22 protein-coding genes are annotated in these 26,404 nt (G+C 71.2%); 11 read left to right on the forward strand and 11 right to left on the reverse strand.

Annotated features, from left to right (window positions below; translation table 11 throughout):
* The first annotated feature begins 133 nt into the window (after positions 1-133).
* Together ACFYST_RS08850 and ACFYST_RS08855 are read left to right on the forward strand one after the other, a co-directional pair.
* Complete coding sequence (locus tag ACFYST_RS08850) at positions 134-1,429, forward strand: DUF1254 domain-containing protein (RefSeq protein ID WP_387861115.1); 1,296 nt, start codon at positions 134-136, stop codon at positions 1,427-1,429.
* A gap of 28 nt (positions 1,430-1,457) precedes the next feature.
* A complete protein-coding gene (locus ACFYST_RS08855; RefSeq protein WP_387860988.1) occupies positions 1,458-2,789 on the forward strand; it encodes a DUF1254 domain-containing protein in 1,332 nt (443 codons plus the stop codon).
* A 192-nt stretch (positions 2,790-2,981) separates the two neighbouring features.
* Here the strand turns inward: ACFYST_RS08855 and ACFYST_RS08860 are convergent, their stop codons facing one another.
* Positions 2,982-4,565, reverse strand: coding sequence for a hypothetical protein (locus ACFYST_RS08860; protein WP_387860989.1), 1,584 nt, complete (start codon positions 4,563-4,565; stop codon positions 2,982-2,984).
* A gap of 249 nt (positions 4,566-4,814) precedes the next feature.
* On the opposite strand from ACFYST_RS08860, the gene radA reads away from it, so the two are divergent.
* Together radA and disA are read left to right on the forward strand one after the other, a co-directional pair.
* A complete protein-coding gene (radA, locus tag ACFYST_RS08865; RefSeq protein ID WP_387860991.1) occupies positions 4,815-6,335 on the forward strand; it encodes a DNA repair protein RadA in 1,521 nt (506 codons plus the stop codon).
* Positions 6,336-6,457: 122 nt separating this feature from the next.
* Positions 6,458-7,564, forward strand: a complete 1,107-nt coding sequence (gene disA, locus ACFYST_RS08870) for a DNA integrity scanning diadenylate cyclase DisA (protein ID WP_380484244.1) — start codon at positions 6,458-6,460, stop codon at positions 7,562-7,564.
* Positions 7,565-7,571: 7 nt separating this feature from the next.
* Here the strand turns inward: disA and ACFYST_RS08875 are convergent, their stop codons facing one another.
* Positions 7,572-8,177 carry a helix-turn-helix domain-containing protein gene (locus ACFYST_RS08875; protein ID WP_387860993.1) on the reverse strand — a complete coding sequence of 202 codons (606 nt, stop codon included), beginning with the start codon at positions 8,175-8,177 and terminating at the stop codon, positions 7,572-7,574.
* An 83-nt stretch (positions 8,178-8,260) separates the two neighbouring features.
* Between ACFYST_RS08875 and ACFYST_RS08880 the strand changes: the two genes are divergently transcribed.
* Positions 8,261-9,529, forward strand: a complete 1,269-nt coding sequence (locus ACFYST_RS08880) for an MFS transporter (RefSeq protein WP_387860994.1) — start codon at positions 8,261-8,263, stop codon at positions 9,527-9,529.
* A 46-nt stretch (positions 9,530-9,575) separates the two neighbouring features.
* Here ACFYST_RS08880 and ACFYST_RS08885 read toward each other — a convergent pair whose 3' ends face one another.
* Positions 9,576-10,280, reverse strand: coding sequence for an NAD(P)-dependent oxidoreductase (locus tag ACFYST_RS08885; protein ID WP_387860996.1), 705 nt, complete (start codon positions 10,278-10,280; stop codon positions 9,576-9,578).
* Between the two features lie 126 nt (positions 10,281-10,406).
* On the opposite strand from ACFYST_RS08885, the gene ACFYST_RS08890 reads away from it, so the two are divergent.
* Positions 10,407-11,117 (forward strand): TetR/AcrR family transcriptional regulator, encoded by a 711-nt coding sequence (locus ACFYST_RS08890; protein ID WP_387644047.1) that lies wholly within the window; start codon positions 10,407-10,409, stop codon positions 11,115-11,117.
* A 4-nt stretch (positions 11,118-11,121) separates the two neighbouring features.
* Here ACFYST_RS08890 and ACFYST_RS08895 read toward each other — a convergent pair whose 3' ends face one another.
* The gene (locus ACFYST_RS08895; RefSeq protein WP_387860998.1) at positions 11,122-11,973 is read right to left on the reverse strand and encodes a hypothetical protein; all 852 of its coding nucleotides are present in this window, start codon (positions 11,971-11,973) and stop codon (positions 11,122-11,124) included.
* Positions 11,974-12,106: 133 nt separating this feature from the next.
* Here ACFYST_RS08895 and ACFYST_RS08900 point away from each other — a divergent pair, with 133 nt between their 5' ends.
* Positions 12,107-12,826, forward strand: coding sequence for a rhomboid family intramembrane serine protease (locus tag ACFYST_RS08900; protein ID WP_387644052.1), 720 nt, complete (start codon positions 12,107-12,109; stop codon positions 12,824-12,826).
* 35 nt (positions 12,827-12,861) lie between these two features.
* Positions 12,862-13,767 carry an A/G-specific adenine glycosylase gene (locus ACFYST_RS08905; RefSeq protein WP_387644054.1) on the forward strand — a complete coding sequence of 302 codons (906 nt, stop codon included), beginning with the start codon at positions 12,862-12,864 and terminating at the stop codon, positions 13,765-13,767.
* 58 nt (positions 13,768-13,825) lie between these two features.
* Here the strand turns inward: ACFYST_RS08905 and ACFYST_RS08910 are convergent, their stop codons facing one another.
* A complete protein-coding gene (locus tag ACFYST_RS08910) occupies positions 13,826-15,442 on the reverse strand; it encodes an MDR family MFS transporter (RefSeq protein ID WP_387644057.1) in 1,617 nt (538 codons plus the stop codon).
* Between the two features lie 210 nt (positions 15,443-15,652).
* Between ACFYST_RS08910 and ACFYST_RS08915 the strand changes: the two genes are divergently transcribed.
* Positions 15,653-16,261 (forward strand): TetR/AcrR family transcriptional regulator, encoded by a 609-nt coding sequence (locus tag ACFYST_RS08915; protein WP_387644060.1) that lies wholly within the window; start codon positions 15,653-15,655, stop codon positions 16,259-16,261.
* 47 nt (positions 16,262-16,308) lie between these two features.
* Here ACFYST_RS08915 and ACFYST_RS08920 read toward each other — a convergent pair whose 3' ends face one another.
* A complete protein-coding gene (locus ACFYST_RS08920; protein WP_387644062.1) occupies positions 16,309-17,277 on the reverse strand; it encodes a M23 family metallopeptidase in 969 nt (322 codons plus the stop codon).
* Between the two features lie 341 nt (positions 17,278-17,618).
* On the opposite strand from ACFYST_RS08920, the gene ACFYST_RS08925 reads away from it, so the two are divergent.
* Positions 17,619-18,728, forward strand: coding sequence for a threonine aldolase family protein (locus tag ACFYST_RS08925; RefSeq protein ID WP_387644065.1), 1,110 nt, complete (start codon positions 17,619-17,621; stop codon positions 18,726-18,728).
* 117 nt (positions 18,729-18,845) lie between these two features.
* On the opposite strand, the gene ACFYST_RS08930 is transcribed toward ACFYST_RS08925, so the two are convergent.
* Together ACFYST_RS08930 and ACFYST_RS08935 are read right to left on the reverse strand one after the other, a co-directional pair.
* Entirely contained in the window at positions 18,846-21,179 is a 2,334-nt protein-coding gene (locus ACFYST_RS08930) for an immune inhibitor A domain-containing protein (RefSeq protein ID WP_387861117.1), read from the reverse strand.
* Between the two features lie 374 nt (positions 21,180-21,553).
* Positions 21,554-24,073 carry an ATP-dependent Clp protease ATP-binding subunit gene (locus tag ACFYST_RS08935; RefSeq protein WP_387644068.1) on the reverse strand — a complete coding sequence of 840 codons (2,520 nt, stop codon included), beginning with the start codon at positions 24,071-24,073 and terminating at the stop codon, positions 21,554-21,556.
* A gap of 466 nt (positions 24,074-24,539) precedes the next feature.
* Between ACFYST_RS08935 and ACFYST_RS08940 the strand changes: the two genes are divergently transcribed.
* Entirely contained in the window at positions 24,540-24,986 is a 447-nt protein-coding gene (locus ACFYST_RS08940; RefSeq protein WP_387860999.1) for a hypothetical protein, read from the forward strand.
* Between the two features lie 10 nt (positions 24,987-24,996).
* On the opposite strand, the gene ACFYST_RS08945 is transcribed toward ACFYST_RS08940, so the two are convergent.
* The 3 genes from ACFYST_RS08945 to ACFYST_RS08955 all read right to left on the reverse strand — a co-directional run bounded on the left by ACFYST_RS08945 (position 24,997) and on the right by ACFYST_RS08955 (position 26,392).
* Complete coding sequence (locus tag ACFYST_RS08945; RefSeq protein ID WP_387644074.1) at positions 24,997-25,356, reverse strand: Lsr2 family protein; 360 nt, start codon at positions 25,354-25,356, stop codon at positions 24,997-24,999.
* Between the two features lie 104 nt (positions 25,357-25,460).
* Complete coding sequence (locus tag ACFYST_RS08950) at positions 25,461-25,988, reverse strand: amino-acid N-acetyltransferase (RefSeq protein WP_387644077.1); 528 nt, start codon at positions 25,986-25,988, stop codon at positions 25,461-25,463.
* Positions 25,989-25,999: 11 nt separating this feature from the next.
* Complete coding sequence (locus ACFYST_RS08955; RefSeq protein WP_387644080.1) at positions 26,000-26,392, reverse strand: BlaI/MecI/CopY family transcriptional regulator; 393 nt, start codon at positions 26,390-26,392, stop codon at positions 26,000-26,002.
* Positions 26,393-26,404 lie beyond the last annotated feature (12 nt).

Below are 26,404 nucleotides of genomic sequence, written 5' to 3' on the forward strand. Positions count from 1 at the left end.
GAACGTCCGCCGACGGGGAGGTCCCCTGACGGCCGGTCGGAGGGTCGGGGCGCCGGACGGGCCGTGGGCGGCATAGCATCCCCGGTGTACCGGTATGTCTGAATGATCCCTTCGTGGGAGATGGGTGGACGGCATGGGCGGCCCGGCCAGGGTGGATCCGGCGGCGGTCCGGCGGACGGCGGCGCAGGCGTGGATCCGGGGCTACCCGATGCTGGCGAACTACGGGACGCTGCACCCGCAGGCGATCGACGACGCGGACCCCCGGTACATCGGGGGTTTCGGGGTGTTCCGGCACTTCTCGCGCCCGTTCACCCCCGCCGACACGGACGTGGTGACGCCGAACAACGACACGCCGTACTCGTGGGCATGGCTCGACCTGCGGGCCGAACCCTGGGTGCTGGAGGTGCCCGCCACCGACCGGTACCACGTGCTGCCGGTGCACGATCTGGACACCGCGTACGCGGGCTTCGTCGGCACCCGGACCACCGGCAACGGCGGCGGCCGCTACCTGATCGCCGGCCCCGGCCACCGGGCCGATCCGCCGGCCGGCTTCGACGGCGTGGTGCGGACGGACACCACCCTGGCGGGCATCGTCGGCCGGACGTACCTGGCCGGGCCGGCCGACGAGCCGGAGCTGCGACGGGTGCAGGCCGGGTACCGGCTGATGCCGCTCAGCGAGCACCTGGGCACCCCGCGGCCGGTGGCGTCCGAGCCGGTGTGGCCGGTGTGGCGCGGCGAAGAGGTGCTCGGAACGCTGGAGTTCTTCACCTTCCTGGACTTCCTGCTGGGCTTCGTCCCGGTGCTGCCCGCCGACGCCGAACTGCGCGAGCAGCTGGCCGAACTCGGCGTGGGATCAGGGGACTTCGAGCCCGCCGCGCTGTCCGCCGAGGCCCGGGCGGCGATGCTGGAGGGAGTGGCGGACGGCCGCGGGCAACTGGCCGGGGCGGCGCGGGGCGCGGCCGACGGCACCGCGCTGTTCGGCACCCGGGAGCAGCTCGGCACCCGGTACCTGGACCGTGCGTGCGGCGCGCTCACCGGCCTGTACGGGCTGCCCACCGAGGAGGCCTGGTACGGGGGTTGGGAGTCCGAGGCGGGCGGCCGGCTGCCGGCCGTGCTGCGCTTCGGGCCCGGGCAGCTCCCGCCGGCCCGGTACTTCTGGTCGGCGACCATGTACCGCTTCCCGGAACGGCAGTTGGCGCCCAACGAGATCGACCGGTACTCGATCGGCGACCGCACCCCCGGCCTGGTGTACGGCCCCGACGGCTCGCTGACGCTCTACCTCCAGCACGAACGCCCCACCGACCCCGCCGAGTTGGCGAACTGGCTGCCCGCCCCGGCCGGCCCGTACCAGGTCGTGGTGCGCGCGTACGGGCCGGAACCCGCGCTGCTGAACGGCAGTTGGCAGCTGCCGACGCCCACCTCCCGCTGAACCCGCCGAGCAGAAAAGGACGTTCGCCATGGTTGACGCCACGCCCGAGATGCTGGCCGCCGAGGCCTTCGTGTACGGCTACCCGCTGGTCGCCGACCTGACCATGGTGGACACCATCCACCGGCGGGGCATGGGTTCGATCCCCCCGACCGCCTGGAACACCTTCGGGCACGGCACCGAACTGGCCACCCCCGACTCGCACTTCGTGTCGGTCAACAACGACACGGTGTACTCGGTGGCCCCGCTCGACCTGTCCGGCGGCCCGCTGCTGCTGCACGTCCCGGACTCCGCCGGGGCCTACTACGTGCTCCAGTTCATCGACGCCTGGACCAACAACTTCGCCTACCTGGGCCGCCGTTCGTCCGGCACCGCCGAGCAGACCTGGCTGATCACCCCGCCGCACTGGCGCGGCACCCCGCCCGAAGGCGTACCGGTGATCACCGCACCGACCACCGTCGCGGCCGTCGCGGCGCGCCACGCCTGCGCCGGACCCGAGGATCTGCCCCGAGTGCGGGCGCTGCAACGGGAGTTGAAGCTCACCCCGCTCGAAACGGGCGCGGAACTCGCCGGGCTGCCCGAGCCGACCGCCGGGATCCCCGAGGAACTGGGGTTCCTGGAACGGCTGCGGGTGTGGGCGGCGGCGTTCCCGCCCGCCCCCGCCGACGTCGAGTTCCAGCACCGCTTCGCCCCGATCGGAATTCTCGACCGGGGCCGCTCCCCGTACCTCGACGGCCCCGCCGAGTGGGCGCACGCGCTCGCCAAGGGCCTGGCCGCAGGCCGCGAACGAGTGGAGGCGGCGAGCACCGGTACCGTCGAACCCACCGGCGAATGGACCGTCAACCTCCACCTGTTCGACTACAACCTCGACCACCTCGGCCCCGGCACCCGCGACGAACCACAGTGGAAGGTCGCCGACCGCCGCGCCACCTACCTCACCCGCGCCGTCGCCGCCCGCACCGCCCTGTGGGGCAACCACGCCTACGAAGCCGCCTACGCCACCACCTACCACGACTCCGACGGCCACCCACTGGACGGCGCCCGCTCCTACACCCTGCGCTTCGAACAGCCGCCGCCGGTAAGCGCGTTCTGGTCGGTCACCATGTACGACACCCCCGAATACCTGCTGGTCCCCAACGACATCGACCGCTTCTCCATCGGCGACCGCACCCCCGGCCTGGTCCACGCCTCCGACGGCTCACTCACCCTCTACCTCCAGCACCGCCAGCCCACCGACCCCGACGAGTTCGCCAACTGGCTGCCCACCCCGTCCTCCGGCTTCCGCCCGATGGTGCGGATGTACCAGCCACAGGACGCCATCCTCGACGGCACCTACCGCCTCCCGCCGATCCACCCACGCTGACAACCAGGGGCGCGAGCGGGTGCGAAAACAGGGGCGCTGGGGGTACCCCCAGCGAAGCGAGGGGGCGGAACTGCGCGAAGGGGAACGCATTCGTGGGCAAGATCGCGGCGCAGGACAGTGACTTGCACGTGATTGCGACCTGGTGGACAGGGCTTGCGCTTGTCGCGCAGTCCCCCGCGCCCACCCGCTACGTCAGGACGGCGACGCGCTGGGCGTTGCCGACGGACTCGGGCTCTCCGTGGGAGACGGCGTGGCGTCGGGCGAAGGCGTCGGCGTCGGCGTCGGGGTCGGCGTCGGCACCCCACGATGCTCGGTGCCGCCGCCTTCCAGGGTGACCACGGCAGTGGACGGCGGCAACGCCAGTCGCGCCGTCCACCGGGTCTGCGGGGCGCGCGTCTCGTCCACCGTCACGGTGACGGTGATCCGCTGGCCCGGCGCGAGGGTGCCGTCGTCCCGGCTGAGCCGCAGCCAGTCGACGTCCAGCACGGCATGCCAGGTCAGCGCGGTGTCGCCGGAGTTGGTCAGCGTGAGCACCGTGCGGCTGCCGTACGCGCGGGCCTCGACGGTCAGCTGCTCCCGGGTGGCGTCCGGCGTGGGCGCAGGTGTCGGCGTCGGGCCGGACAGCCGGGACGCGCCGTGCGCGGGCATCGTCACCGCCGGACTTGGAGCCGTAGGCAGGGACGTTTCTGCGGCCACCGCGCCGGCCAACTGCAGGGAACTCATCGCGGGCGGCAGCACCACGCCCGGCTGCGCCTCCTGAACCGGCGCGTCCACCCGCACCGAGGACACCGCCGCCGCCCGTCCCTCCCGGTCGCCGCCCTGGTGCGCGCTCCACAGCGCCACCACCGGCGCGGCCAGCACCGCCGCCAGCACGCCCGTAGTCACCACCCGCTGGCGCACCGCCGAGCCGCGCGACGGCACCACCACCCGGTGGCGGGGGAAGCCGCGCCGGTCGAACTGCGGCTCGCCGCCGGCCAGCCCCCGCACGGCCCGCCGACCGGCCGCCGCGCCGGACAGGAACGCGGTGCCGCCCGTCGCCGGAGCGGGGCGCAGCCGGGCCGGCGCCGTCAGCAGCGGCAGGCCGGGCAGCCCGGCCAGGCCCTGCCCGAGCTGCCCGGCCACCCGCTCGGCGGTGCCGCGGCAGGTCGGGCACTCCTCCAGGTGCAGCACCAGCTCCCGGCGCAGCGCCGCGCCGAGCACCCAGCCCGGCCCGGACTCCGCACCGACCCCGCCGACCCCGCCGAGCTGCGCCAGTTGCGGGCAGGAGCCCACGCCGAGCACCAGCAGTGCCGTCCTGGTCCTGCCGATCTCGTTGCCCGCGGCGTCCAGCAGCGCGGCCGCGGCCTCGGGGGTGAGGCCGAGCACCGCCGCGACCTCCCCGGCGTCCAGCCGGTGCCGGACCGCCAGTTCCAGTGCCTCGCGCTGCTCCGGGTCGGTGCCGGCCGCCTCCGGCCAGGCCAGCGAGGCGAGTTCGCGGCGCCGCTCGCGGAGGACGTCGGGTGCGGGCGCCGCCTCCGCGGCGGGGGTGCCGGTGCCGTTCAGCCGGGTCAGGCAGCGGTTCCGGGCCAGCGCGTACAGCCAGGCGCGCAGCAGCGCCGGTTCGGTGAGCCGGTCGCCGTGGCGGCGGGCCAGGTCGCGGACCTCCAGCACGGCCGCGGTGGCGGCGTCGTGGTCGCAGAGTACGGACAGGCAGTAGGTGAACAGCCCGTCGACGCAGGCGCCGTACGCCCGCAGGGCCGGGGACGGGTCGACGGGGTGGAGCTGGCCGGTGGTCACGTCATCGACCGTAGGCAGGCCAAACCCTCCGCCCGGTGGGTTTGGACCGCTTGTCCTTCTTTCGGGTAACACCACCGCTCCCGTGTTCGCCCGGTTGACGCTGGCCGTTGACACCCCACGTTGACACCCCGGCGGGTTGACGCCCGGCCCGCCGTCCACCCGCCTTCCGACCGCCGTCCACCCGCCGTCCGATCGCCGTCCTCCGCCGCCCGCCGGGCACTGTCGGTGCGAGGCGCTACCGTGGCGCGCATGGCTGCCCGTACCAAGACCTCCGCCAAGCCGCGCCCGGCGTACCGCTGCACCGAGTGCGGCCACCAGCTGCCCAAGTGGGTCGGCCGCTGCCCCGAGTGCAACGCGTGGGGGACGGTCGAGGAGTACGGCGCGGTGCCGATCCGCACCACGGCGGCGGGGCCGGTCTCCGCGCCCGCCAAGCCGATCGCGCAGGTCGACGGCCAGGTGGCCACCGCCCGCTCCACCGGCGTCCCGGAGCTGGACCGGGTGCTCGGCGGCGGCCTGGTGCCGGGCGCGGTGGTGCTGCTCGCGGGCGAGCCGGGCGTCGGCAAGTCCACCCTGCTGCTGGACGTCGCGGCGAAGGCCGCCACCGACCGGCACCGCACCCTGTACGTCACCGGCGAGGAGTCCGCCGGGCAGGTCCGGCTGCGCGCCGACCGGATCAACGCGCTCTCCGAGCACCTGTACCTGGCCGCCGAGCAGGATCTCGGCGCGGTGCTGGGCCACATCGAGGCGGTCAACCCGGGCCTGCTGATCCTGGACTCGGTGCAGACCATCGCCTCCGCCGAACTCGACGGCGCTCCAGGCGGCCCCGCGCAGGTCCGCGAGGTGGCGGGCGCGCTGATCCGGGAGTCCAAGCAGCGCGGCATGGCGACCCTGCTGGTCGGCCACGTCACCAAGGACGGCCAGATCGCCGGCCCCCGCCTGCTGGAGCACCTGGTGGACGTGGTGCTGTCCTTCGAGGGCGACCGGCACGCCCGGCTGCGGCTGATTCGCGGTGTGAAGAACCGCTACGGGGCGACCGACGAGGTCGGCTGCTTCGAGCTGCACGACGAGGGCATCGTCGGCCTCGCCGACCCGTCCGGCCTGTTCCTGACCCGCCGTGACAAGCCGGTGGCCGGCACTTGCCTGACCGTCACCCTGGAGGGCAAGCGCCCGCTGGTGGCGGAGGTGCAGGCGCTGATGGTCGACTCGCAGATCCCGTCGCCGCGGCGCACCACCTCGGGCCTGGAGTCGCCGCGGATCGCGATGATCCTGGCGGTGGTGGAGCGGCACGGCGGTGTGAAGCTCGGCAAGCAGGACATCTACACCGCCACCGTCGGCGGCGTGAAGCTCACCGAGCCGTCGGCGGACCTGGCGATCGCCCTCGCGGTGGCGTCCTCCTCGACCGACGCGCCGCTGCCGAACAACCTGGTGGCGATCGGCGAGGTCGGCCTGGCCGGCGAGGTGCGCCGGGTGACGGGCGTTCAGCGTCGGCTCGCCGAGGCGCACCGGCTCGGGTTCACGCACGCCCTGGTACCGCCGGACCCGGGCAAGGTGCCGCCGGGCATGAAGGTGGTGGAGGTCTCCGACATCGGCGAGGCACTGCGCGCGATCCCCGGCCGCCGCTCCCGTTCGAAGCCCCGTCAGGATGCCGCGCCGCAGGGCGTTCCGGCCGGCCGGGCCCCCGCCCGGGAGCGCGCCGCCGCACCGGTTCCGGCGTACGCGGACGAGATGATGGCGGGCTGGGAGCCGCTCGACTCGGACGAACTGGCCTGACCCTCGTCCCGCCGCTGCCGCACGCAGTTAGACTGCACCTGCTAATTGCCGTCAAGTGCAGTAATAACAGACAGACCGTCGGGCATCGTGGCCACACGGTCCGGGTCGGCCCAAGGAGTCACGTGGCAGCCATCGACCGGGCGGACAAGTCCCCCCGCGAGGAGGCCCTGCTGCGGGCTTCCCTGAGTGCGGTCGCGCCGGGCACGGCGCTGCGGGACGGGTTGGAGCGGGTGCTCCGGGCCAACACCGGAGGCCTGATCGTCCTCGGCTTCGACAAGAGCGTCGACGCGCTGTGCACCGGCGGTTTCGTGCTGGACGTCGAGTTCACCGCCACCCGGCTGCGCGAACTGTGCAAGCTGGACGGCGCGGTGATCCTCGACAAGGACATCACCAAGATCCTGCGGGCCGGCGTGCACCTGATGCCGGACGCCAACATCCCCACCGACGAGACCGGCACCCGCCACCGCACCGCCGAGCGGGTCAACCGGCAGACCGGCTTCCCGGTGGTCGCGGTCTCGCACTCGATGCGGCTGATCGCGATGTACGTGAACGGCACCCGCCGGGTGCTGGAGGACTCCACCACCGTGCTGTCCCGCGCCAACCAGGCGCTGGCCACCCTGGAGCGCTACAAGCTGCGCCTCGACGAGGTGGCCGGCACGCTGTCCGCGCTGGAGATCGAGGACCTGGTCACCGTCCGGGACGTCTCCGCCGTGGTGCAGCGCCTGGAGATGGTCCGGCTGATCGCTGGCGAGATCGCCGGCTACGTGCTGGAGCTCGGCACCGACGGCCGCCTGCTGTCGCTCCAGCTGGACGAGCTGATCGCCGGCGTCGAGCCGGAGCGCGAACTCGTGGTCCGCGACTACTTCCCGGACCGCGCCGCCAAGAAGGGCCGCACCGTCGCCGAGGTGCTGGACGACCTGGAGGCGCTCACCCACGCCGAGCTGCTGGATTTGCAGACCGTCGCCAAGGCGCTCGGCTACACCGGCACCCCCGAGTCGCTGGACTCCGCGGTCTCCCCGCGCGGCTACCGGCTGCTCGCCAAGGTGCCGCGGCTGCCGAACACCGTCATCGAGCGGCTGGTCGACCACTTCGGCGGCCTGCAGAAGCTGCTGGCCGCGTCCATCGACGACCTGCAGACCGTGGAGGGCGTCGGCGAGACCCGGGCCCGCTCGGTGCGCGAGGGGCTGTCCCGGCTCGCCGAGTCCTCCATCCTGGAACGCTACGTCTGAGCGGCCGTCAGCCCTCGTCGGGCGGCTGCACCGCGTACATCAGCGCGAACAGGGTCACCTCGACGGCGTCCGGCCCGGTGGACTCCGGCTCCGAGAACAGCTCGTCCAGCACCTCGTCCAGCCGGCCTCGCAGCTTCCGCAGCCGCTCAGGGGCGAGCCGGGTCGTGGTGTGCGCGAACTTGCTCGGCAGCTGGTTGCCCTGCGCCGCCGGGGTCAGGTCGATCCGGCCGGCCAGGAAGTTGCGCCGGAAGTCGGTCCGCACCAGGTCCATCGCTGCCAGCATCGCGTCCAGCGCGGCCGGCGGCTGGTCGCCCTCCGCGTAGACCTGCGGCGACAGCCGCAGTGACTGCTGGGCGGAGCGGTAGCGGCTCTCCACGATCCCGGACACCAGCCGGGTCTCCGCGACGAACACCAGCCCGGTCTGCTCCAGCTGCTTGACGTGCCGGTACAGCTTGGTCGGCGCCTCTTCGAGCTCGGCCGCGATCTCCTTCACCGACATCGGCTCCGGATCCCGCTTCATCAGCGCGCCGAGCACCGCCAGCCGGAGCGGATCGGCCAGTGCCTTCAGCGTCGCGACGTCCGTGACCTCGCGTTCCTTCATCTGATCAACCACGTTCACATTCAGCCACAGCGTTCATCCCTTGTGCAATCATTCGCGCCCGTGCAACCATTCACGCAAGCGTGAATGGTTGCACGATGCGTGAACGGGGTGGAGAGATGACGGTGGCCGAGAGCCCGACGAAGACCGTGTCCGAGGCGGTGCCGCTGCGCCGCAACCGGCGGTTCCGGACGCTGTGGGCCGGATCCGCGGCCGCGATGCTCGGCACCTGCGTCGCCGACACCGCGTACCCGCTGCTGCTGCTCGCCATGACCGGATCGCCCACCCTCGCCGGGGCGTTCGGCGCCGTCCAGTTCGGCGCGTCGGTGGTGTTCGGCCTGCACGGCGGCGCGGTCGCCGACCGGCACGACAAGCGGCGGGTGCTGATCGTCGCCGACACCGTCCGCCTGCTCACCGCGCTCAGCGTCGCCGTCGCCCTGTTCGCCCACCGGCTGACCGTCCCGCACACCCTGCTGGCCGCCGCCGCCATCGGCGCCACCATGGCCTACGGCGGCCCCGCCCGGATGCTCGCGCTGCGCGCCGTCGTCCCGCCCGAGCAGCTGCGCCAGGCGCTGTCCCAGGACGAACTGCGGGTCAACGGCGCGGCGCTGGCCGGACCGCCGCTGGCGGGCTTCCTGCTCGGCCTCGGCCGGGCCGTCCCGTTCCTCGCCACCGTGCTGGCCTCCGCTGCCGCGCTCGGCGCTTCCCTCGCCGTCCGTTTCGACACCGAACCCGCCGAGGACCCGGCGGACGGGGCGAAGGAGAAGGGCGCGGTCTTCGCCGGGCTGCGGTACCTGTTCGGCGACCCGACGCTGCGCGCCACCGTGCTGGTCACCGTCGCACTCAACCTGGCCGGCTCCGCGATGCTGCTGGCCGTCATGGTGCTGCTGCGCGACCACGGCACCTCCGAGGCCGGTACCGGCCTCGCCCTCACCGGCGAAGCCGTCGGCGGCCTGCTCGGCGCCCCGCTGGTCACCCGCCTGCACCGCACCCTCGCCCCCGGCACGCTGCTGCTCGCCGTCGCCTGGATCGCCGCGCTGCTGTTCCTCGTCCCCGCCTTCGCCGCCGGCCCGGTGGTGGTGTTCGCCGCGCTCGCCGCGATGTCGGTGGGCGTGCCCGCCCTGCGCGTCATGCTCGACGTGCTGGTCTTCCAGCAGGTCCCCGAGGCGATGCGCGGCCGCGCGGTGGCCGCCACCATGACCCTGCTGATGGCCGGCCTGCCCGTCGGCACCATGACCGCGGGCCTGCTGCTCGACCACCTCCCCGCCACCACCGTCCTGCCGCTGCTGGCCGCCCTGCTCGCCGCCGGCCTGCTCCCGCTGGCCCTCGGCCGCTCGCTGCGCGGCACGAGCTGGCCGAAGGCCTAGCCGGCACCGGCCCCAGGCGTTCACGACGCCCGGGGCCCTTGGCCGTTCAGTACCCGGCGGTGAAGCGGCGCTGCACGTGACGGGGCAGTTCGGCCTCGTCGACCAGGGCGATGGCGGCGTCCTCGGCGGAGATCCGGCTGCGGCCCTCCGCGTCCAGCACGGGCTGGTCGCCGCCGAGGCGGAAGCGGCCGGTGCGCTCGCCGGGGCCGATCTGCTCGGCGGGGCTGAAGTACGTCCACAGCCGGTTGGAGGTGCGCAGCACGTCGAGCGCGTCCCGGTGGCCGCGGACGGCGGCGGCGTACTCGCGCGGCAGGCCGAGTTCGTCGAGGGCGGCGTGCAGGAGCTCGTCGTGGTCGGCGCGCACCACGCCCGGTGCGAGTTCCAGGCTGCCGGCCCCGCCGATCACGATCAGCCGGATCCGCGGGCGGCCGTCCAGGGCGGTGAGCAGCGACCGGGCGGCCTGCGCGTAGACGCCCGGGTCGGCGATCGAGCGCCGGACGGTGTCGGTGAAGTCGAGCGCCGCGTTACCGGGCTGGAAGCCGCTGATCAGCACGTCCAGGCCTGGCGGCAGGGCGGCGGTGACGCTCGCCGGGTCCAGGACGTCGATGCTCGCCCAGTCGAGGTTCTCCCGCCGGTCGGTGATCGCGGACGCGTCCCGGCTGAACGCCGTGACCCGGTGGCCCCGGCCGAGGGCCTCGGTGACGATCCGGCTGCCGATGGTGCCGGTGGCTCCGATGATGCCGATGTGCATGGTTCTCCCCTGATGTCATGCGTGCGGTCGGAGGCGGGCAGCCACGTTCGCTGCACGCCGTGCAGTGACTATACGGCGTGAAGTTTTCGCACGGCAATCAGGACGGTGACGCTGTAGATTCGACCCGTGGCAGCCACCTCCAGCACCGGACGACGCGAACGACTGCGCGCCGAGACCACCGCCGAGATCAAGCGCACCGCCCTGGAGCTGATGCGCTCCGGCGGCCCCGACGCGATCACCCTGCGGGCGATCGCCCGCGAAATGGGCATGACCGCCAACGCCATCTACGGCTACTTCGCGACCCGCGACGACCTGGTCACCGCCCTGATCGCCGACGTCTACACGGCGCTGGCCGATGCCGTGGACGCTGCCTGGGCCGACTCCGCGGCGGACACCCCGGCGGCCCGGATCCGGGCCTGGGCATGCGCGTTCCGGGCCTGGGCGCTCGCCAACCCCGAAGGCTTCCGGCTGATCTACGGCGACCCCGTCCCCGGCTACCGGGCCCCCGACGGCGGCGCCGCGCCGGACGCCGCCCGGCGGGTCTGCGTCGGCATCGCGGCACTCGCGGACGCCGCCGGTCCGGGCGCCGAACCGGCCGAGGAGGGTGCGGACTTCGACTGGGACGACTTCGACCCCGGCCTGCTCGCCAAGGTCCGCCCGGCCTTCCCCGCGCTGACCCCGGCCGGCGTCGCCCTGGCGCTGCGGATCTGGGGCCACCTGCACGGCCTGGTCGCACTGGAGGTCTACGGCCACCTGGGCGCGCAGACCGCCTCGCCCGAGAAGCTGTTCCGCCTCGAACTCGCCCAGCTGGTCAGGTCGCTGGGCCTGGCCGGCTGAGCGGTCAGCCCTCCAGGCGGACCGAGGTGCGGGCCGACAGCGGGCCGCCGGCCGGGCCGGTCAGGTCGGCCTGGACCAGGTAGTTGCCGGGCTGGGCCGGCGTCGGGTCGGCGCTGGCGCACTGCGGCTTGGAGCGGCTGCGGTCCCAGCCGAAGGTCTCGGTGACGCCGCTGTTCCCGGCGATCTGCGCCCAGGCGTCGACCTTCTCCGGGATGCAGTCGGCGGACGACCAGATCCGCTCGTTGGTGCTCGAGGTGATGGTGAGCGCCGAGTTCTCGTGCGAGAGGTTGACCCGGCAGCCGGAGCCCGAGGAGTTGCGGATGGTCAGCGCGAGACGCGGCTTGTCCTTGGCGGCGAACGGGTTCTGCGCGGGAGCCAGCTCCAGCGACAGCTGCGAGGTGGCGCAGACCGGGAGGGCCATCACCTCGGGCGTGTTGACGGCCGGCGAGGGGCCGGGCGAGGCGGCGTGCCCGCCGCTGCCGCCGTTCGAACCGTTGCCGCCGCCGCTGCCGTTGCCCGAACCGCCACTGCCGCCGTTGCCCGAACCGCCGCTGCCGCCGCCCGTCACGTTCAGCTCGCCGGCCGCGCCGCCGCCCGAACCGCCGCCGTTGCCGCCGGGGCGGGTGGTGATGGCGGGCCCGCTGGGCGAGGCGCCGGGGGTGATGGACTGCGCGGGCGCGGGCTGCGGATTGGTGGTCTCGGCGGCCTTCTGCTGCTTTCCGCCGTCCCCGCCGGTGCCGAACGCGAGCCAGCCGACCAGCAGCAGAACGACGGCGAGGGCAACGAGGACCGCGACGCGGCGCCGCCAGTAGATCGAGGCGGGCAGCGGTCCGACGGGCTGGCGCAGAGAAGGCACGGGCAAACTCTACGAGACCTTGTGCGTCTGTTGACGCATCAACACCTCAGCGGGGGCACTTCTTTCACATGATCCGCCATTTGCTCCGGTAGAGGGACTCGACACGACGGTGCGCCGCCCTATAGTCGCCCTCATGGCCTCCCTGCACGACTCCGCTCCCGGCACCGCGACCCTCGACCCCGCACAGCTGATCGCCGAGGCGCGCAGGGCGTTCTTCACCATGTTCGGCTTCCTCTGCCTGATCTGGGTCGTGCAGGTGGCGAACTGGCTCATGGACGAGCAGATCGCTCTCCAGCACGGCATCCGCTCGCACCAGCTGGACAGCCTGCCGAACCTGCTGACCGCACCGTTCCTGCACCTGAACTGGCAGCACCTGGAAGGCAATTCGGGCCCGCTGTTCGTATTCGGCTTCCTCGCCGCCTACCGCGGCGTGCGCAAGTTCCTCGCCCTGACGGCGCTGCTGGTGGTGACCAGCGGCATGGCGGTCTGGCTGTTCGAGCGGAACGACGTGGTGACGGTCGGCGCCAGCGGCGTGATCTTCGGGTACTTCGGTTACGTGGTGCTGCGCGGCCTGTTCGACCGCAACCTGATCGACTCGCTGATCGGCCTGGTGATGGGGGCGTCCTTCGCGTACCTGCTGACCACGGCGATCCCGGGCACCCCCGGGGTGTCCTGGCTGGGACACCTCGGCGGCCTGGTCGGCGGCCTGGCCGGCGCCTGGATATTCCGCACCCGCGACCCGAAGCCGACGGCGGCCCCGGCCGCAGACGTCGTTCCGGCCGCCGGGCCCGCCGCCGCCCCGGCCAGCTCGCGGGCCGACCTGCTGAAGGAGCTCGACGACCTGGGGCTTTAAGCCCGCGCGGCACCTCGTGGCAGGATCGAGGGGCCATGGTTGCCACTGCTTCGACTCTCGCCCCCGCCGCCGTACAGGCGCTGCACTCCACCGTCATCGGCTGGTACGAGGCCCACGCCCGCGACCTGCCCTGGCGGACTCCGGACGCCTCGCCCTGGGCGGTGATGGTCAGCGAGTTCATGCTCCAGCAGACGCCCGTGAAGCGGGTGCTGCCCGCGTACGCGGCCTGGCTGGAGCGCTGGCCCACCCCCGCCGATCTGGCCGCGGACGCGCCCGGCGAGGCGGTGCGGATGTGGGGCCGGCTCGGCTACCCGCGCCGCGCGCTGCGGCTGCACGCGGCGGCCACCGCGATCACCGAGCAGCACGGCGGCGTGGTGCCGGACGACCACGCGGCGCTGCTGGCCCTGCCCGGGGTGGGGGAGTACACGGCGGCCGCGGTCGCCTCGTTCGCGTTCCGGCAGCGCCACGCGGTGCTGGACACCAACGTGCGCCGGGTGTTCGCCCGCGCCGTCACCGGCGTCGAGTACCCGGCGAACGCCACCACCGCCGCCGAGCGCCGCACCGCGCACGAGCTGCTGCCGGCCACCGACGAGAGGGCCGCGACCTGGGCGGTCGCGGTGATGGAGCTGGGCGCCCTGGTGTGCACCGCGCGCGGCCCCGAGTGCGGGTCCTGCCCACTGCTGGCCGAGTGCGCCTGGCAGCGGGCCGGCCGCCCGCCGTACCAGGGCCCGGTCCGGCGCGGCCAGACCTACGAGGGCACCGACCGGCAGGTGCGCGGCAAGCTGCTGGCGGTGCTGCGGGACGCCCACGGCCTGGTCACCCAGGGCCAGCTGGACGTGGTGTGGCCGGACGCGATCCAGCGCGCCCGGGCCCTGGACGGCCTGGTCGCCGACGGCCTGGTGGAACCCGTCGGGCCCGGCACCTACCGACTGCCGCAGTAACGGACGAGAACGGCCCGGGACCAGTCGGTCCCGGGCCGTCGTCATGCCTGGACGGGCGTCACATCGCGCCTTCCAGCGCGGCGTCGGCCTTCGCCTCGGCGGCGTCCGCGCCACCGCGCAGCTTGACCTCGCGGAGGAACAGCGAGGCGATGACGGCGACCAGGCTGATCACCGCGCCCCACAGGAAGACGGTGTGCATGCCGTTGGAGATGCCGTGCTGGTAGGCGTCCAGCACGTTGGCCGGGAGCTTGCTCAGGGTGGCCGGGTTCATCGCCGACATGCCCTCGCCGCCACCACCCTGCTGCATGTGCTGCAGGACCTCCGGCGGGAGCTTCTTGATGGCGTCGTTGACCTGGTTGATGTACAGGGTGCCGAACAGGGCCACACCGAAGGAGCCGCCGATGGTGCGGAACAGGGTGGCGGAGGACGAGGCGACGCCCATGTCCTTCATCTCCACGCTGTTCTGCGCGACCAGCATGGTGACCTGCATCAGGAAGCCCATGCCGGCGCCGAGCACCACCATGTAGCAGGACGAGGCGAAGCTGGAGGTGTCCACGGACAGCGTGGACAGCAGCAGCGAGCCGCCACCCATCACCACGGTGCCGATGATCGGGTAGATCCGGTACTTGCCGGTCTTGGTGATGGCCTGGCCGACCACCAGCGAGATCACCAGCATGCCGAACATCATCGGCATCAGCAGCAGGCCGGAGTTGGTCGCCGAGGCGCCCTGGACGATCTGCTGGTAGGTGGGCAGGAAGGTGACCGCGCCGAACATCGCGAAACCGACGATGAAGCCGATGATCGAGACCATGGTGAAGTTGCGGTTGCGGAACAGCGCCAGCGGGATGATCGGCTCGGCGACCCGCTGCTCGACGTAGCAGAAGCCGATGATCGAGGCGACGGACAGCGCGCCCAGGCCGAGGATCTGCTTGGAGCTCCAGGCGTACTCGTGGCCGCCCCAGGTGGTGATCAGCACCATCGAGACGATGCCGATGGTGAGCAGCGCCGCGCCGAGGTAGTCGATCTTGGCGTTGGAGCGGACCTTGGGCAGCTTCAGCACCACGACGATGAAGACCAGCGCGATCGCGCCCAGCGGCAGGTTGACGTAGAACGTCCAGCGCCAGTTCAGGTGGTCGGTGATGAAGCCGCCGATCAGCGGGCCACCGATGGTGGCCAGCGCCATGACGGCGGCGAACATGCCCTGGTACTTGCCGCGGTCGCGGGGGAGCACCAGCGCGCCCATGATCGACATCACGCCGACCATCAGACCGCCGGCGCCCAGGCCCTGGACGGCGCGGAAGGCGATCAGCTGGGTCATGGTCTGCGACATGCCGGACAGCGCCGAGCCGAGCAGGAAGATCGCGATCGAGACCAGGAACGAACCCTTGCGGCCGTACAGATCGCCGACCTTGCCCCAGATCGGGGTGGAGGCGGCGGTCGCCAGGGTGTAGGCCGTGACCACCCAGGACATGTGCTCCGCGCCGTTCAGCTCACCGACGATGGTGGGCATCGCGGTGCCGACGATCAGGTTGTCGAGCATGGCGAGCAGCATGGTGATCACCAGGCCGATCATCACCAGGCGCACCTCACGGTGCGGCCGCTGCTCGAATCCGTCGTCCTTGCCGAGGGCGACGGCAGGCTCCTCCGGAGCCGCCTCGGACTGCTGCGTTGTCATGGTGCGTCTCTCCCGGGGCGCAGTGCCGCGGTGCTGTCCGCGACGGTACTTACTTGACGACCGGCTAGTTAATTGCCGTTCGGCACGGTAAGTTGTTCCCTAGCCGGTCGTCAAGCCAGTTTCGATGCATCCCCCCTGGGCAGGGAGAATGCGAACAAGAAACGGACTTTGACACCCGTCCGCACCGCTTCATGAGGCAGGCCGCCAGCGATGACCACACCCCAGAGCCCCCGCAGCGACACCAGAGCGCGGATCATCGACGTGGCGCTGGAGCTGTTCGCCGAGCACGGCTACGAGAAGACCTCGCTGCGCGAGATCGCCGACCGCCTCGGCGTCACCAAGGCCGCCCTGTACTACCACTTCAAGACGAAGGACGACATCGTCCGCGGCATCGTCGAGAAGATGGCCGCCCCGCTGGACGACGCCATCGCGTTCGGCGAGGACAAGGACTGGTCGCCCGAGCTGCGCGACGAACTGATCCGCCGGTTCGCCGCCGGCATGGGCGAGCGGGCGCCGCTGCTGCGCTTCTTCCACGAGAACCAGCCCGCGCTGCGGGAGTCCGAGGCCGGGCTGGCGTTCAAGGAGCGGATGATCAAGATGATCACCCTGCTGCACGGGCCGGAGCCGAGCTTCCGCGACAAGCTGCGCGCCACCGTCGCGCTGACCGCCATGCACTCGGCGATGTTCCTGCTCAGGACCGACCTGTGCGAGCGCGGCCAGGAGCCGGCCGAGCCGACCACCAGCCTGGAGGAGGCGACGGAGGCGGCCCTGGAGGTCGCCCTGGAGGTCGCCGCACACATCGAGCCGCCCGCGCACTGACGCGGACGGCTCGAGGGGCCCCGGCGACGGGGCGGGGGTGCGGCGGATCAGAAGTTGTTCGCGCCGTGGCCCTTCAGGTAACCGATCGGGTCGGTCACCTTCGCGTACTGGTTGACGGTACGGATCTCGAAGTGCAGGTGCGGGCCGGTCGAGTTGCCGGTGTTGCCGGACTTGCCGATCTGGTCACCGGCATTCACGTGCTGCCCGGCCTTCACCTCGAGCTGCGACAGGTGCGCGTACTGGGCGAAGCGGCCGTCGGACAGCTTCAGCACGACCTGGTTGCCGTATGCGCCGGCCCAGCCGGACGACACCACGGTCGAGTTGCCGACCGCCACCAGCGGGGTGCCCACGGACACCGCGAAGTCGGTGCCGGTGTGGTAGCCGGCCGCGTACGACGGGTTGGTCTTGTGGTACGGGTTGCTGATCGGCGCGCCCGGGGCCGGGGAGGACCAGTCGACCTTGGCCGGCGCGGGGGCCGGGGCGGGCTCGGGCGCGGGGGCCGGGGCGGGCTCCGGCGCGGGAGCGGGCTCCGGCGCGGGCTGCTCGGCCGGGGCGGCGGGCTGCTCGGCCTGCGGCGCCTGGTCCTGGTGCCCGTCGGCGGGGTGCTCGTCCGCGGCGTGCTCGTCGGCGGGGTGCTCGTTCGCGGCGTGCTCGTCGGCGGGGTGCTCGCCGGTCGGGATCGCGAGGTGTTCCAGGTTGTTGGCCACCACGGCCAGCGGGCTGGCGTCGTCCTGGTGGGCCACCGGCGCGGACAGATCGAGGGCGCCGCCCTCCAGGTGGGTGTCCGCCGCGAACGGAGAGCTGGCGAGGGTGTCCGGCACGGTCTGCGCGGAGGCGTGTCCGGCGGGGATCAGCATGGCGCCGAAGGCGACCACGGCGATGCCGGCGGCGGCCTTGGCGGGGGTCCGGCGGGCCGGGGCCGCAGCGGCGGTGGAGTCGGAAGCGGTGACGGCGTGGACGTGGCGGGTGCTGATCGCCTGGAGAATCCGGCGGCCGGTGGCGGGGAAAGAACGCATCGGGAGTCGGTACCTCACGGACGGGGCCAGAGCGGGGCCGAGCCGGTGTGGCTCGCCGAACTGGTGGAACGACTCCAGGTGTAAACGAGCCCCGGGGGCAGGCCCAAAGGTGTGACGTACGACGATGGGTAGTGGGTGAAGCTCACGAAATAGCGACCTCGGGTGTCGGACAAACAGGCAGATACGCCCGTAAACCTCCTACTGTCGGTCGTAGGTCGTCGAAGCCCTGTGAGCATCGCCACCGGCAAGCGGCCGGTTTGATCCCGAACCGCCCCGGGTAGAACCGGCTTTCGAACCAGCTGCACCATCCGATCCACCCAGCCGTCGGAGATGATCAGCTGATGAACGACACCCCGGTGCAGGATCGCCGCTTCGCCGCCCGCCGCCAGGCCCACCGCCTGCTGTCCGGCGGCCGCCCGCAGACCGTCCGCGAATCGCTCGCCGAACTCGCCGCACTGGCCGACGGCCCCTACCCGCTGGACGAGCCCACCGACCTGTACGGCGACGGCATCGTCCGCACCCTGGAGCGCCGCACCGCAGACCTGCTCGGCAAGCCCGACGCCGCCTACTTCCCCACCGGCACGATGGCCCAGCAGGCCGCCCTGAAGACCTGGGCCGACACCCACGGACCGGTGGTCGCGATGCACCCGCTCGCCCACCCCGAAGTGCACGAACGCCGGGCCCACCAGGTGCTCAGCGGCCTGCGCTCCGTCCCGCAGGCCACCGGCCCGCGCCAGCCCACCGCTGCGGGCCTGGCCGCCCTGGACGAGCCGTTCGACGTACTGATGCTGGAACTCCCGCTGCGCGACGCCGGCTTCCTGCTGCCCAGCTGGGAGGAGCTGTCCGCGCTCTACGACTTCGCCGCCGACCGCGGCCTGCCCGTCCACCTGGACGGCGCCCGGCTGTGGGAGTCCGCCCCACACCTGGGCCGGAGCCTGCCGGAGATCTGCGCCCGCGCCGGGTCGGTGTACGTCTCCTGCTACAAGTCGCTGGGCGGACACAGCGGCGCCCTGGTCGCCGGCGAGGAGGAGTTCGTCCGCCGGATCAAGGTCTGGCGGCACCGCTACGGCGGCAAGCTGTGGCAGCAGTGGCCCGCGGTGCTGTCCGCCCTGGCCGGCCTGGACCGCGAGCTGCCCCGACTGCCCGACTACGTGGCGCACGCCAAGGTGGTCGCCGCCGCGCTTGCCGAGATCCCCGGCGCCCGGATCAACCCGGAGCCGCCGCACACCCACCAGTTCCAGCTCTGGCTGCCGCACCCGGCCGAACAGCTGATCGAGGCCGGCCACCGGCAGGCCGAGGAGCAGGGCGTGTCGCTGTTCGGCGGCTGGTTCGAGCCCGGCCCGCAGCCCGGCGCGGCGATGACCGAGGTGACGGTGGCCGCCGCCGCCCTGGAGTGGAGCGCCAAGGAAATCACCGAGGCGATGACGGATTTCCTCGCCCTGCTCCGATAACGCCCTCCGACAACGCCCTCCGACAACGCCCTCCGACAACGACGAAGAGCCCCGGCGGTCCGAAAACCGCCGGGGCTCTTCGTTCAGTCCTGCTGTTCAGCCGTCCTCAGGCAAGCGTCACTTGGAGCGCTTGACCTGGATCAGGGCCTCCAGCTCGTTGTGCGACTGCCACAGCACCTCGATCTGGGTACCGGTGTTCGGCACCTGGACGGAGCTGTACTTGTTGCTCTCGTCCCAGTACTTGTTGGTGCGGTCGTTGAAGACCGTCACGCCGCGCTCGCTGGGGATCTTGGTGAGCGCGTCGGCCCGGTGCAGCTGCAGACCGGTGGTGCGGTCGAAGCGGAAGGTGGAGTCGTAGCCCTGGAAGCGCGGGCGCATCAGGGTGCCGTCGTTCCACTTCAGCGGGGCCGGGTGGGCGTCGATCGGGAGGATCAGGCCCTGGCCGGGGTGGTTGGCGACGTTGTTGTCGGACTGCGAGGAGTCCCACAGCCAGATCAGGATGCCGTTCTGGTTGGCGTAGTGCTCGACCCAGTCCGGGCGGGCGGCCGAACCGAAGTTGTACGGGCCGGTCTTCAGCGTGCTGTCGAAGGACACGTACTGACGGTTCTCGACCAGGTAGTGCTGGTCGTAGTCCTTGTTGAACTTGCCGGAGATCCGGGAGAAGCCCGACGCGGTCCAGCCGTTGTCACCGTTCTCGGCACCGTCGGTGAAGACCGTCGCACCGTTCGCGGTGATCGCGATCTCGTCCAGGGCCAGGCCCTTCATGTGGACGCCCGGGTCGGTGGTGTTGTGGAAGCGCAGCTTGATCGCCTTGCCGGCGTACGCGTCCAGCGAGAACGCCAGGTCGCCCCAGCCGGCCGAGTTGCCGGTGATGGAGTTCTCCGGCAGCGCCTTGCCGTTGAAGGTGCCGGCCAGCGAGGACCAGTTCTTGCCGCCGTCGGTGGAGACCTCGGCGTACGCGAAGTCGTAGTCCTGCTCCAGGTCGTACCAGGCCTTCGCGGTGAGCGAGGCCGAGGTCTTCCCGGTGAGGTCGACGTCACGGATCAGGGTGACGTTCAGGTTGTCGGCGCTGCCGCTCCACCACTCGTTGCCACCCGCGAACGGGGTGTTGATCTCGGTGGTGACGGTCTTCGCCGGCAGGTCGACGACCAGACCCTGCTTGCGCTTGTTGTTGTACTCGGCCGGGCCGAGCAGGCTGACGGCGTTCTTGCCGGCCTTGGCGGTGTCGTAGTCCAGCCAGCCGAGCTTCAGCTTCGACCAGATGTCCAGGTCGTTCGGCATGTCGCCGATCTCGTTGCGGCCCTCGCCCAGCCAGGAGCCCGAGGACATCAGGGACCAGAAGCCGACCGAGTTGTCGATGCCGGTGCCGGAGGTGTCGTACAGGTCCGGCAGGCCCAGGTCGTGGCCGTACTCGTGGGCGAACACGCCCAGGCCGCCGTTCTCCGGCTGCATGGTGTAGTCGCCGACCCACAGGCCGGTGTCGCCGATCGGGGTGCCGCCGAGCTTGTTGTTCGCCGGACCGGTCTTGCCGGCCTGGTTGGCGTACACGTACGAGCGGTGCGCCCACAGCGCGTCCGTGCCCTGGACGCCGCCGCCGGCCGACTGGTCCTCACCAGCGTGGACGATCTGGAAGTGGTCCAGGTAGCCGTCGGGCTCGTTGAAGTTGCCGTTGCCGTTGTAGTCGTAACGGTCCCACTGGTCGTACTGCGCCAGGTCGGCCTTGATGTCCGCGTCGGTGCGGCCCTTGGCCTTCTGGTCGGCGACCCAGGCGTTGATGCCGTCGCGGATCAGGTCCTGCGCGTTGGCGCAGATGTGCTGGCCGCAGTAGTCCGAGCCGTAGCGGGCCTCGTTCCACGGGACCCGCACCCAGTCGGTGACCAGGCCGTCGACCGAGTAGCGGCCCGAGGACTGCTTCTCGTAGTAGGTCTTCAGCGACGGCTTGTTCGCCGCGAAGTACAGGTCCTGGTAGTGGGCCTGGTTGTAATCCGCCTGCCAGGCAGTGGAGTTGTCCTTGGCGCGGTCCGGGGATTCGATCTTGTTGTGCGCCGGGCCGGGGGTACCGCCGTACTTCACCTTGCCGTCGGCGGTCTTGGTGGTGTTGTCCACCTGGTCGCCGAAGTCGACCAGAATGGTGAAGATCCGGTCGGTGCGCTCACGGGAGAGTTCGACGTACTTGTCGCGGCCGAGCTTCACCGCGCTGCTGTTGCCGTGCTTCTCGATCTTGGCGGTGCCGTTGATCAGCTGCTCTATCGCAGCCTTCTGCTCGCCCTCAACCTTGTCGATCAGCGGGCTCTGCAGTTCGCGCGGCACCGTGTCGTTCTGAATGGCGTCGGCCGGGTCCTTCAGGACCGGCGTCGCCGGCGCGGCGGTAGCCGTGCCCGGCAGCATGCCGACACCAAGCGCGGCGGTCACCGCGATGGCGGCGGAGGCCGCGGCGACCTTCTTGGTCATCTTCAACTGGGACGTCCTCCCCTTACCGGGTGCGGCGGATGGCCGATCCGGTGAACCAATGCAAGACAGGTGGACGACATTTGACCCAAGGTCGGGTAAAAAAGAAAGACCTTGACCTTGCCATGGCCACGCCGCTATGCTCCGGCAACTCAAATGATCTGACGATCCGTCAATCTACCTACGGCGCTGGCAGGAGGCGGGTCGGTCGCACTCGCACCGCGCCGGAACCCACCCGTTCGGCCTTCCAAACGTCCGCATTCACAGCGCACGGAAACCTAAACAGTTTTTCAACTGAAAACCCGAACGCAGAAAAGCCTCCGCCCCCGACCTGATCAGGTCGGGGGCGGAGGCTTGGAAGGCGCTTTGTGGCGCTATTACTTCGTCAGATCCGGACCGGTCGCCGAGACCGCCGCCGGAGTGTCCGCCACCGGGGACTTCTCCTCGCCGCGGAAGGTGAACTTGGCAGCCTTGCCCTCACCCTCCACGCCGACCACCACGATGTGGCCGGCCCGCAGCTCGCCGAACAGGATCTTCTCGGACAGGTGGTCCTCGATCTCCCGCTGGATCGTGCGACGCAGCGGACGGGCGCCCAGGATCGGGTCGTAACCGCGCTTCGCCAGCAGGCTCTTCGCCTCGGCGCTGAGCTCGATGGCCATGTCGCGGTCCTTCATCCGCTGGTCCACCTTCGCGATCATCAGGTCGACGATCTCGATGATGTTCGCCTCGGACAGCTGGTGGAACACCACGATGTCGTCGACACGGTTCAGGAACTCGGGACGGAAGTGCTGCTTGAGCTCCTCGCCGACCTTCGCCTTCATCCGCTCGTAGCCGGTCTGGACGTCACCCGTGGCCGCGAAGCCCAGGTTGAAGCCCTTGGAGATGTCCCGGGTGCCGAGGTTGGTGGTCATGATGATGACCGTGTTCTTGAAGTCCACGACCCGGCCCTGGGAGTCGGTCAGGCGACCGTCCTCCAGGATCTGCAGCAGCGAGTTGAAGATGTCCGGGTGGGCCTTCTCGACCTCGTCGAACAGCACGACCGAGAACGGCTTGCGGCGCACCTTCTCGGTGAGCTGGCCGCCCTCTTCGTAACCCACGTATCCGGGCGGGGAGCCGAACAGCCGCGACACGGTGTGCTTCTCCGAGAACTCGGACATGTCGAGCGCGATCAGCGCGTCCTCGTCCCCGAACAGGAACTCCGCCAGGGTCTTGGACAGCTCGGTCTTACCGACACCCGAGGGGCCGGCGAAGATGAACGAACCGCCGGGGCGCTTCGGGTCCTTCAGGCCGGCACGGGTACGGCGGATCGCCTGGGAGAGCGCCTTGATGGCGTCCTCCTGGCCGATGACCCGCTTGTGCAGCTCGTCCTCCATGCGCAGCAGACGCGAGGACTCCTCCTCGGTCAGCTTGAAGACCGGGATGCCGGTGGCGGTGGCCAGGACCTCGGCGATGAGCTCCTCGTCCACCTCGGCCACGACATCCATGTCGCCGGCCTTCCACTCCTTCTCCCGCTTGGCCTTCGCCTGGAGCAGCTGCTTCTCGTTGTCACGAAGCGACGCGGCCTTCTCGAAGTCCTGCGCGTCGATCGCGGACTCCTTCTCCCGGCGAACCTCGGCGATCTTCTCGTCGAACTCGCGCAGGTCCGGCGGCGCGGTCATCCGGCGGATGCGCATCCGGGAACCGGCCTCGTCGATCAGGTCGATCGCCTTGTCCGGCAGGAAGCGGTCCGAGATGTACCGGTCGGCCAGGGTGGCGGCGGCGACCAGGGCGGCGTCGGTGATCGAGACGCGGTGGTGCGCCTCGTACCGGTCGCGCAGGCCCTTGAGGATCTCGATGGTGTGCGGGAGCGAGGGCTCGGCGACCTGGATCGGCTGGAAGCGGCGCTCCAGCGCGGCGTCCTTCTCCAGGTGCTTGCGGTACTCGTCCAGCGTGGTGGCACCGATGGTCTGCAGCTCACCGCGGGCCAGCATCGGCTTCAGGATGGAGGCGGCGTCGATCGCGCCCTCGGCGGCGCCCGCACCGACCAGGGTGTGCAGCTCGTCGATGAACAGGATGATGTCGCCGCGGGTGCGGATCTCCTTGAGCACCTTCTTCAGGCGCTCCTCGAAGTCACCGCGGTAGCGCGAGCCGGCCACCAGGGCGCCGAGGTCCAGCGTGTAGAGCTGCTTGTCCTTCAGCGTCTCCGGGACCTCGCCCTTGACGATCGCCTGGGCCAGGCCCTCGACGACGGCGGTCTTGCCGACGCCGGGCTCGCCGATCAGCACCGGGTTGTTCTTGGTGCGGCGGGACAGCACCTGCATGACCCGCTCGATCTCCTTCTCGCGCCCGATCACCGGGTCGAGCTTGGCCTCGCGGGCGGCCTGCGTCAGGTTGCGGCCGAACTGGTCGAGCACCAGGGAGGTGGACGGGGTGCCCTCGGCGGGGCCACCGGCGGTGGCGGACTCCTTGCCGCCGCTGGTGGAGTAGCCGGACAGCAGCTGGATCACCTGCTGGCGCACCCGGTTCAGGTCGGCGCCGAGCTTCACCAGGACCTGGGCGGCGACGCCCTCGCCCTCGCGGATCAGGCCGAGCAGGATGTGCTCGGTGCCGATGTAGTTGTGGCCGAGCTGAAGGGCCTCGCGGAGCGACAGCTCCAGCACCTTCTTCGCCCGGGGAGTGAAGGGGATGTGGCCGGACGGGGCCTGCTGGCCCTGGCCGATAATCTCCTCGACCTGCTGGCGGACCGCCTCGAGCGAGATGCCGAGGCTCTCCAGCGCCTTGGCGGCGACACCCTCGCCCTCGTGGATCAGGCCCAGGAGGATGTGCTCGGTGCCGATGTAGTTGTGGTTGAGCATCCGGGCTTCTTCCTGTGCCAGGACGACAACCCGCCGCGCGCGGTCGGTGAACCTCTCGAACATCGTTAATCGCTCCTCAGAGCGGTCGGTCAGTTCGGGGGCCGTCCCCGCCCTGTCCTTCCGCATGCTAGTCCCGCTCAGCGGCGCGGCTACGGAACTCCCACCGGAGCGGGAGAAACATGCTGCGCGACCAGCCGACACCTTTCCCAACCTGATGCTGGGAGACGGTGTTCCCAGCGGCGGGCCCGATGCACCGGATACCGCTACGCCAACGGCGAACACAGTCCGGTGGAACCGGTGGACCGGCCCCGCGCAGTGCTGCGGCCGGGCTCCTGCGACCCCGTCCACCTGCATTCATACCCGGTTGGGCGGCGGGTTTCGCGCGGTTTACGGGGGGTGCTTGTTCGCCTGGCGAGAAGTCGGCCGACCGGGCACCCGGAGTGACGGCCGGTCAGGTCGGCCGCGCGTGACGTACTGCCACACCGCTGGCGGTCGTGACCGGGTCGCTCACTCCAGCGTTGCACAGGTCGTGACCAGTCCGCCGCCGGCCGCCGCCTGCACCTCGAAGGCACCTCGGACGACCGTCCCCGGCCGGGCCGGAACGGACCTGGTGATCGCACCGCTGCGGCCCGCACTGGCCGCCCTCGGCCGCCTCGACCGGCTCGGCCGCACCACCGGACCGGTGCTGCGGCGCGGCGGCCGGGCCGCCTTCCTGCTCGCCCCCGGAGCCGCCGAGCCGGTGCCCGACCTGTTGGGCTGGCTCGGCTGGGGCCCCGAACTGCGGCTGCCGATCGACGCCGTCACGGCGCACCCGGGAGAGCCCCGGGTGCCCGAACCGCGGACCGCCGACTGGCTGCAGGTCGGCTCCGAGCGGCCCGCACTGGACCTGCGCTCGCCCGACCTGCTCTGCCTGCTGGACGCCCTGGCGGACGCCTGTGCGCGGGAGCGGCTGGGGTTGCCGCCCGCGCGGTGGTGAGCCGGACGCCTCAGGAGGCGTTGGCCTTCTCGTACGCCTCGCGCACGTTGCTCGGGACACGGCCGCGGTCGTTGACCGGGTAGCCGTTCTCCTTCGCCCAGTTACGGATCTTGGCGGTGTCGGCCTGTCCGGTCGAGGCGGCGGAGCGACCGGCGCCCCGGGTGCTGCCGCCGCGACGCGGGGCGGTCAGCCGACCGCTCTGCTTGCGGCCCTTCTCGACGTACGGGGCAAGCAGACCGCGGAGCTTGTCCGCGTTGTCGCTCTTCAGGTCGATCTCGTAGGCCACGCCGTCCAGGGCGAACGTCACCGTCTCGTCCGCGGAGCCACCGTCGAGATCGTCTTCCAGAATGACCTGAACCCTCTGTGCCACGGGCTTCCCTTTCCGCGATAACGGTCCATTGCCTAGTGAAAGGAAAGCGCCTTTTCCCGGAAAACACAAACCCCTGTGCCGCTCGCCGTGCCCGCAGAGCCGGATCAGAGGTGCAGCAGCATGCGCGAGTTGCCCAGCGTGTTCGGCTTCACCCGCTCCAGGTCGAGGAACTCGGCGACACCTTCGTCGTACGAGCGCAGAAGTTCTTCATAGACTTCTGTGGCCACGACCGCCGGGTCTGCCGTACGATCGTCGTTTTCGCCGATCTCGACGAAGCCGTGTTTCGAGAAGAACGGCACCTCGAACGTCAGGCAGAAAATCCGACGGACGCCGAGCCAGCGCGCCGTCTCCAGCAGCTTGTCCAGTAGCTGGTGGCCGATGCCGAGGCCTTTGCAGATCGGATCGACCGCGAGGGTGCGCACCTCGGCCAGGTCCTCCCACATCACGTGCAGCGCGCCGCAGGCCACCACGCGGCCGTCCTCGTCGCGTTCGGCGACCCAGAACTCCTGGACGGATTCGAACAGCGTGACGGTCGGCTTGTCGAGCAGAATGCCGTTGCGGGCGTACGTGTCGATGAGCCGACGAACGGCGCGTACGTCGGTGGTCCGCGCACGGCGGATGGTGACCTCCATGCCTGGGAACGTTATCGTGCCTCGGGCGGGCGGGTCTCCTCGGTATCGGCCCCGGCCACTCGGAGAGCGTCCCGCAGCCACTCGCGCTGTTCCGGCGACATCATCCCGAAGAAGTGCACCAGAGCCGCGGCCGGATTGTCACTCGTCGCCCAGGCGTCGTTCATCAGCGCGGCGGTGTAAGCCTCGCGTGAGGACACCGGCTCATATCGGTATGCGCGCCCGGCGCGCTCCCGGCGCACCCAGCCCTTTCGATAGAGCTTGTCGAGCACCGTCATCACTGTTGTGTACGCGATTTCACGTTCCGAACGCAGATCCTGCAGAACCTCCCGAACGGTGACCGGGCGGTTCCACTGCCACACCCGGGTCATGATGTCGTTCTCGAGTTCTCCGAGTTGCCGCACCATAGTGCGGCCCAG

The sequence above is a fragment of the Kitasatospora sp. NPDC004614 genome (assembly GCF_042873675.1).
Classification (GTDB): domain Bacteria; phylum Actinomycetota; class Actinomycetes; order Streptomycetales; family Streptomycetaceae; genus Kitasatospora.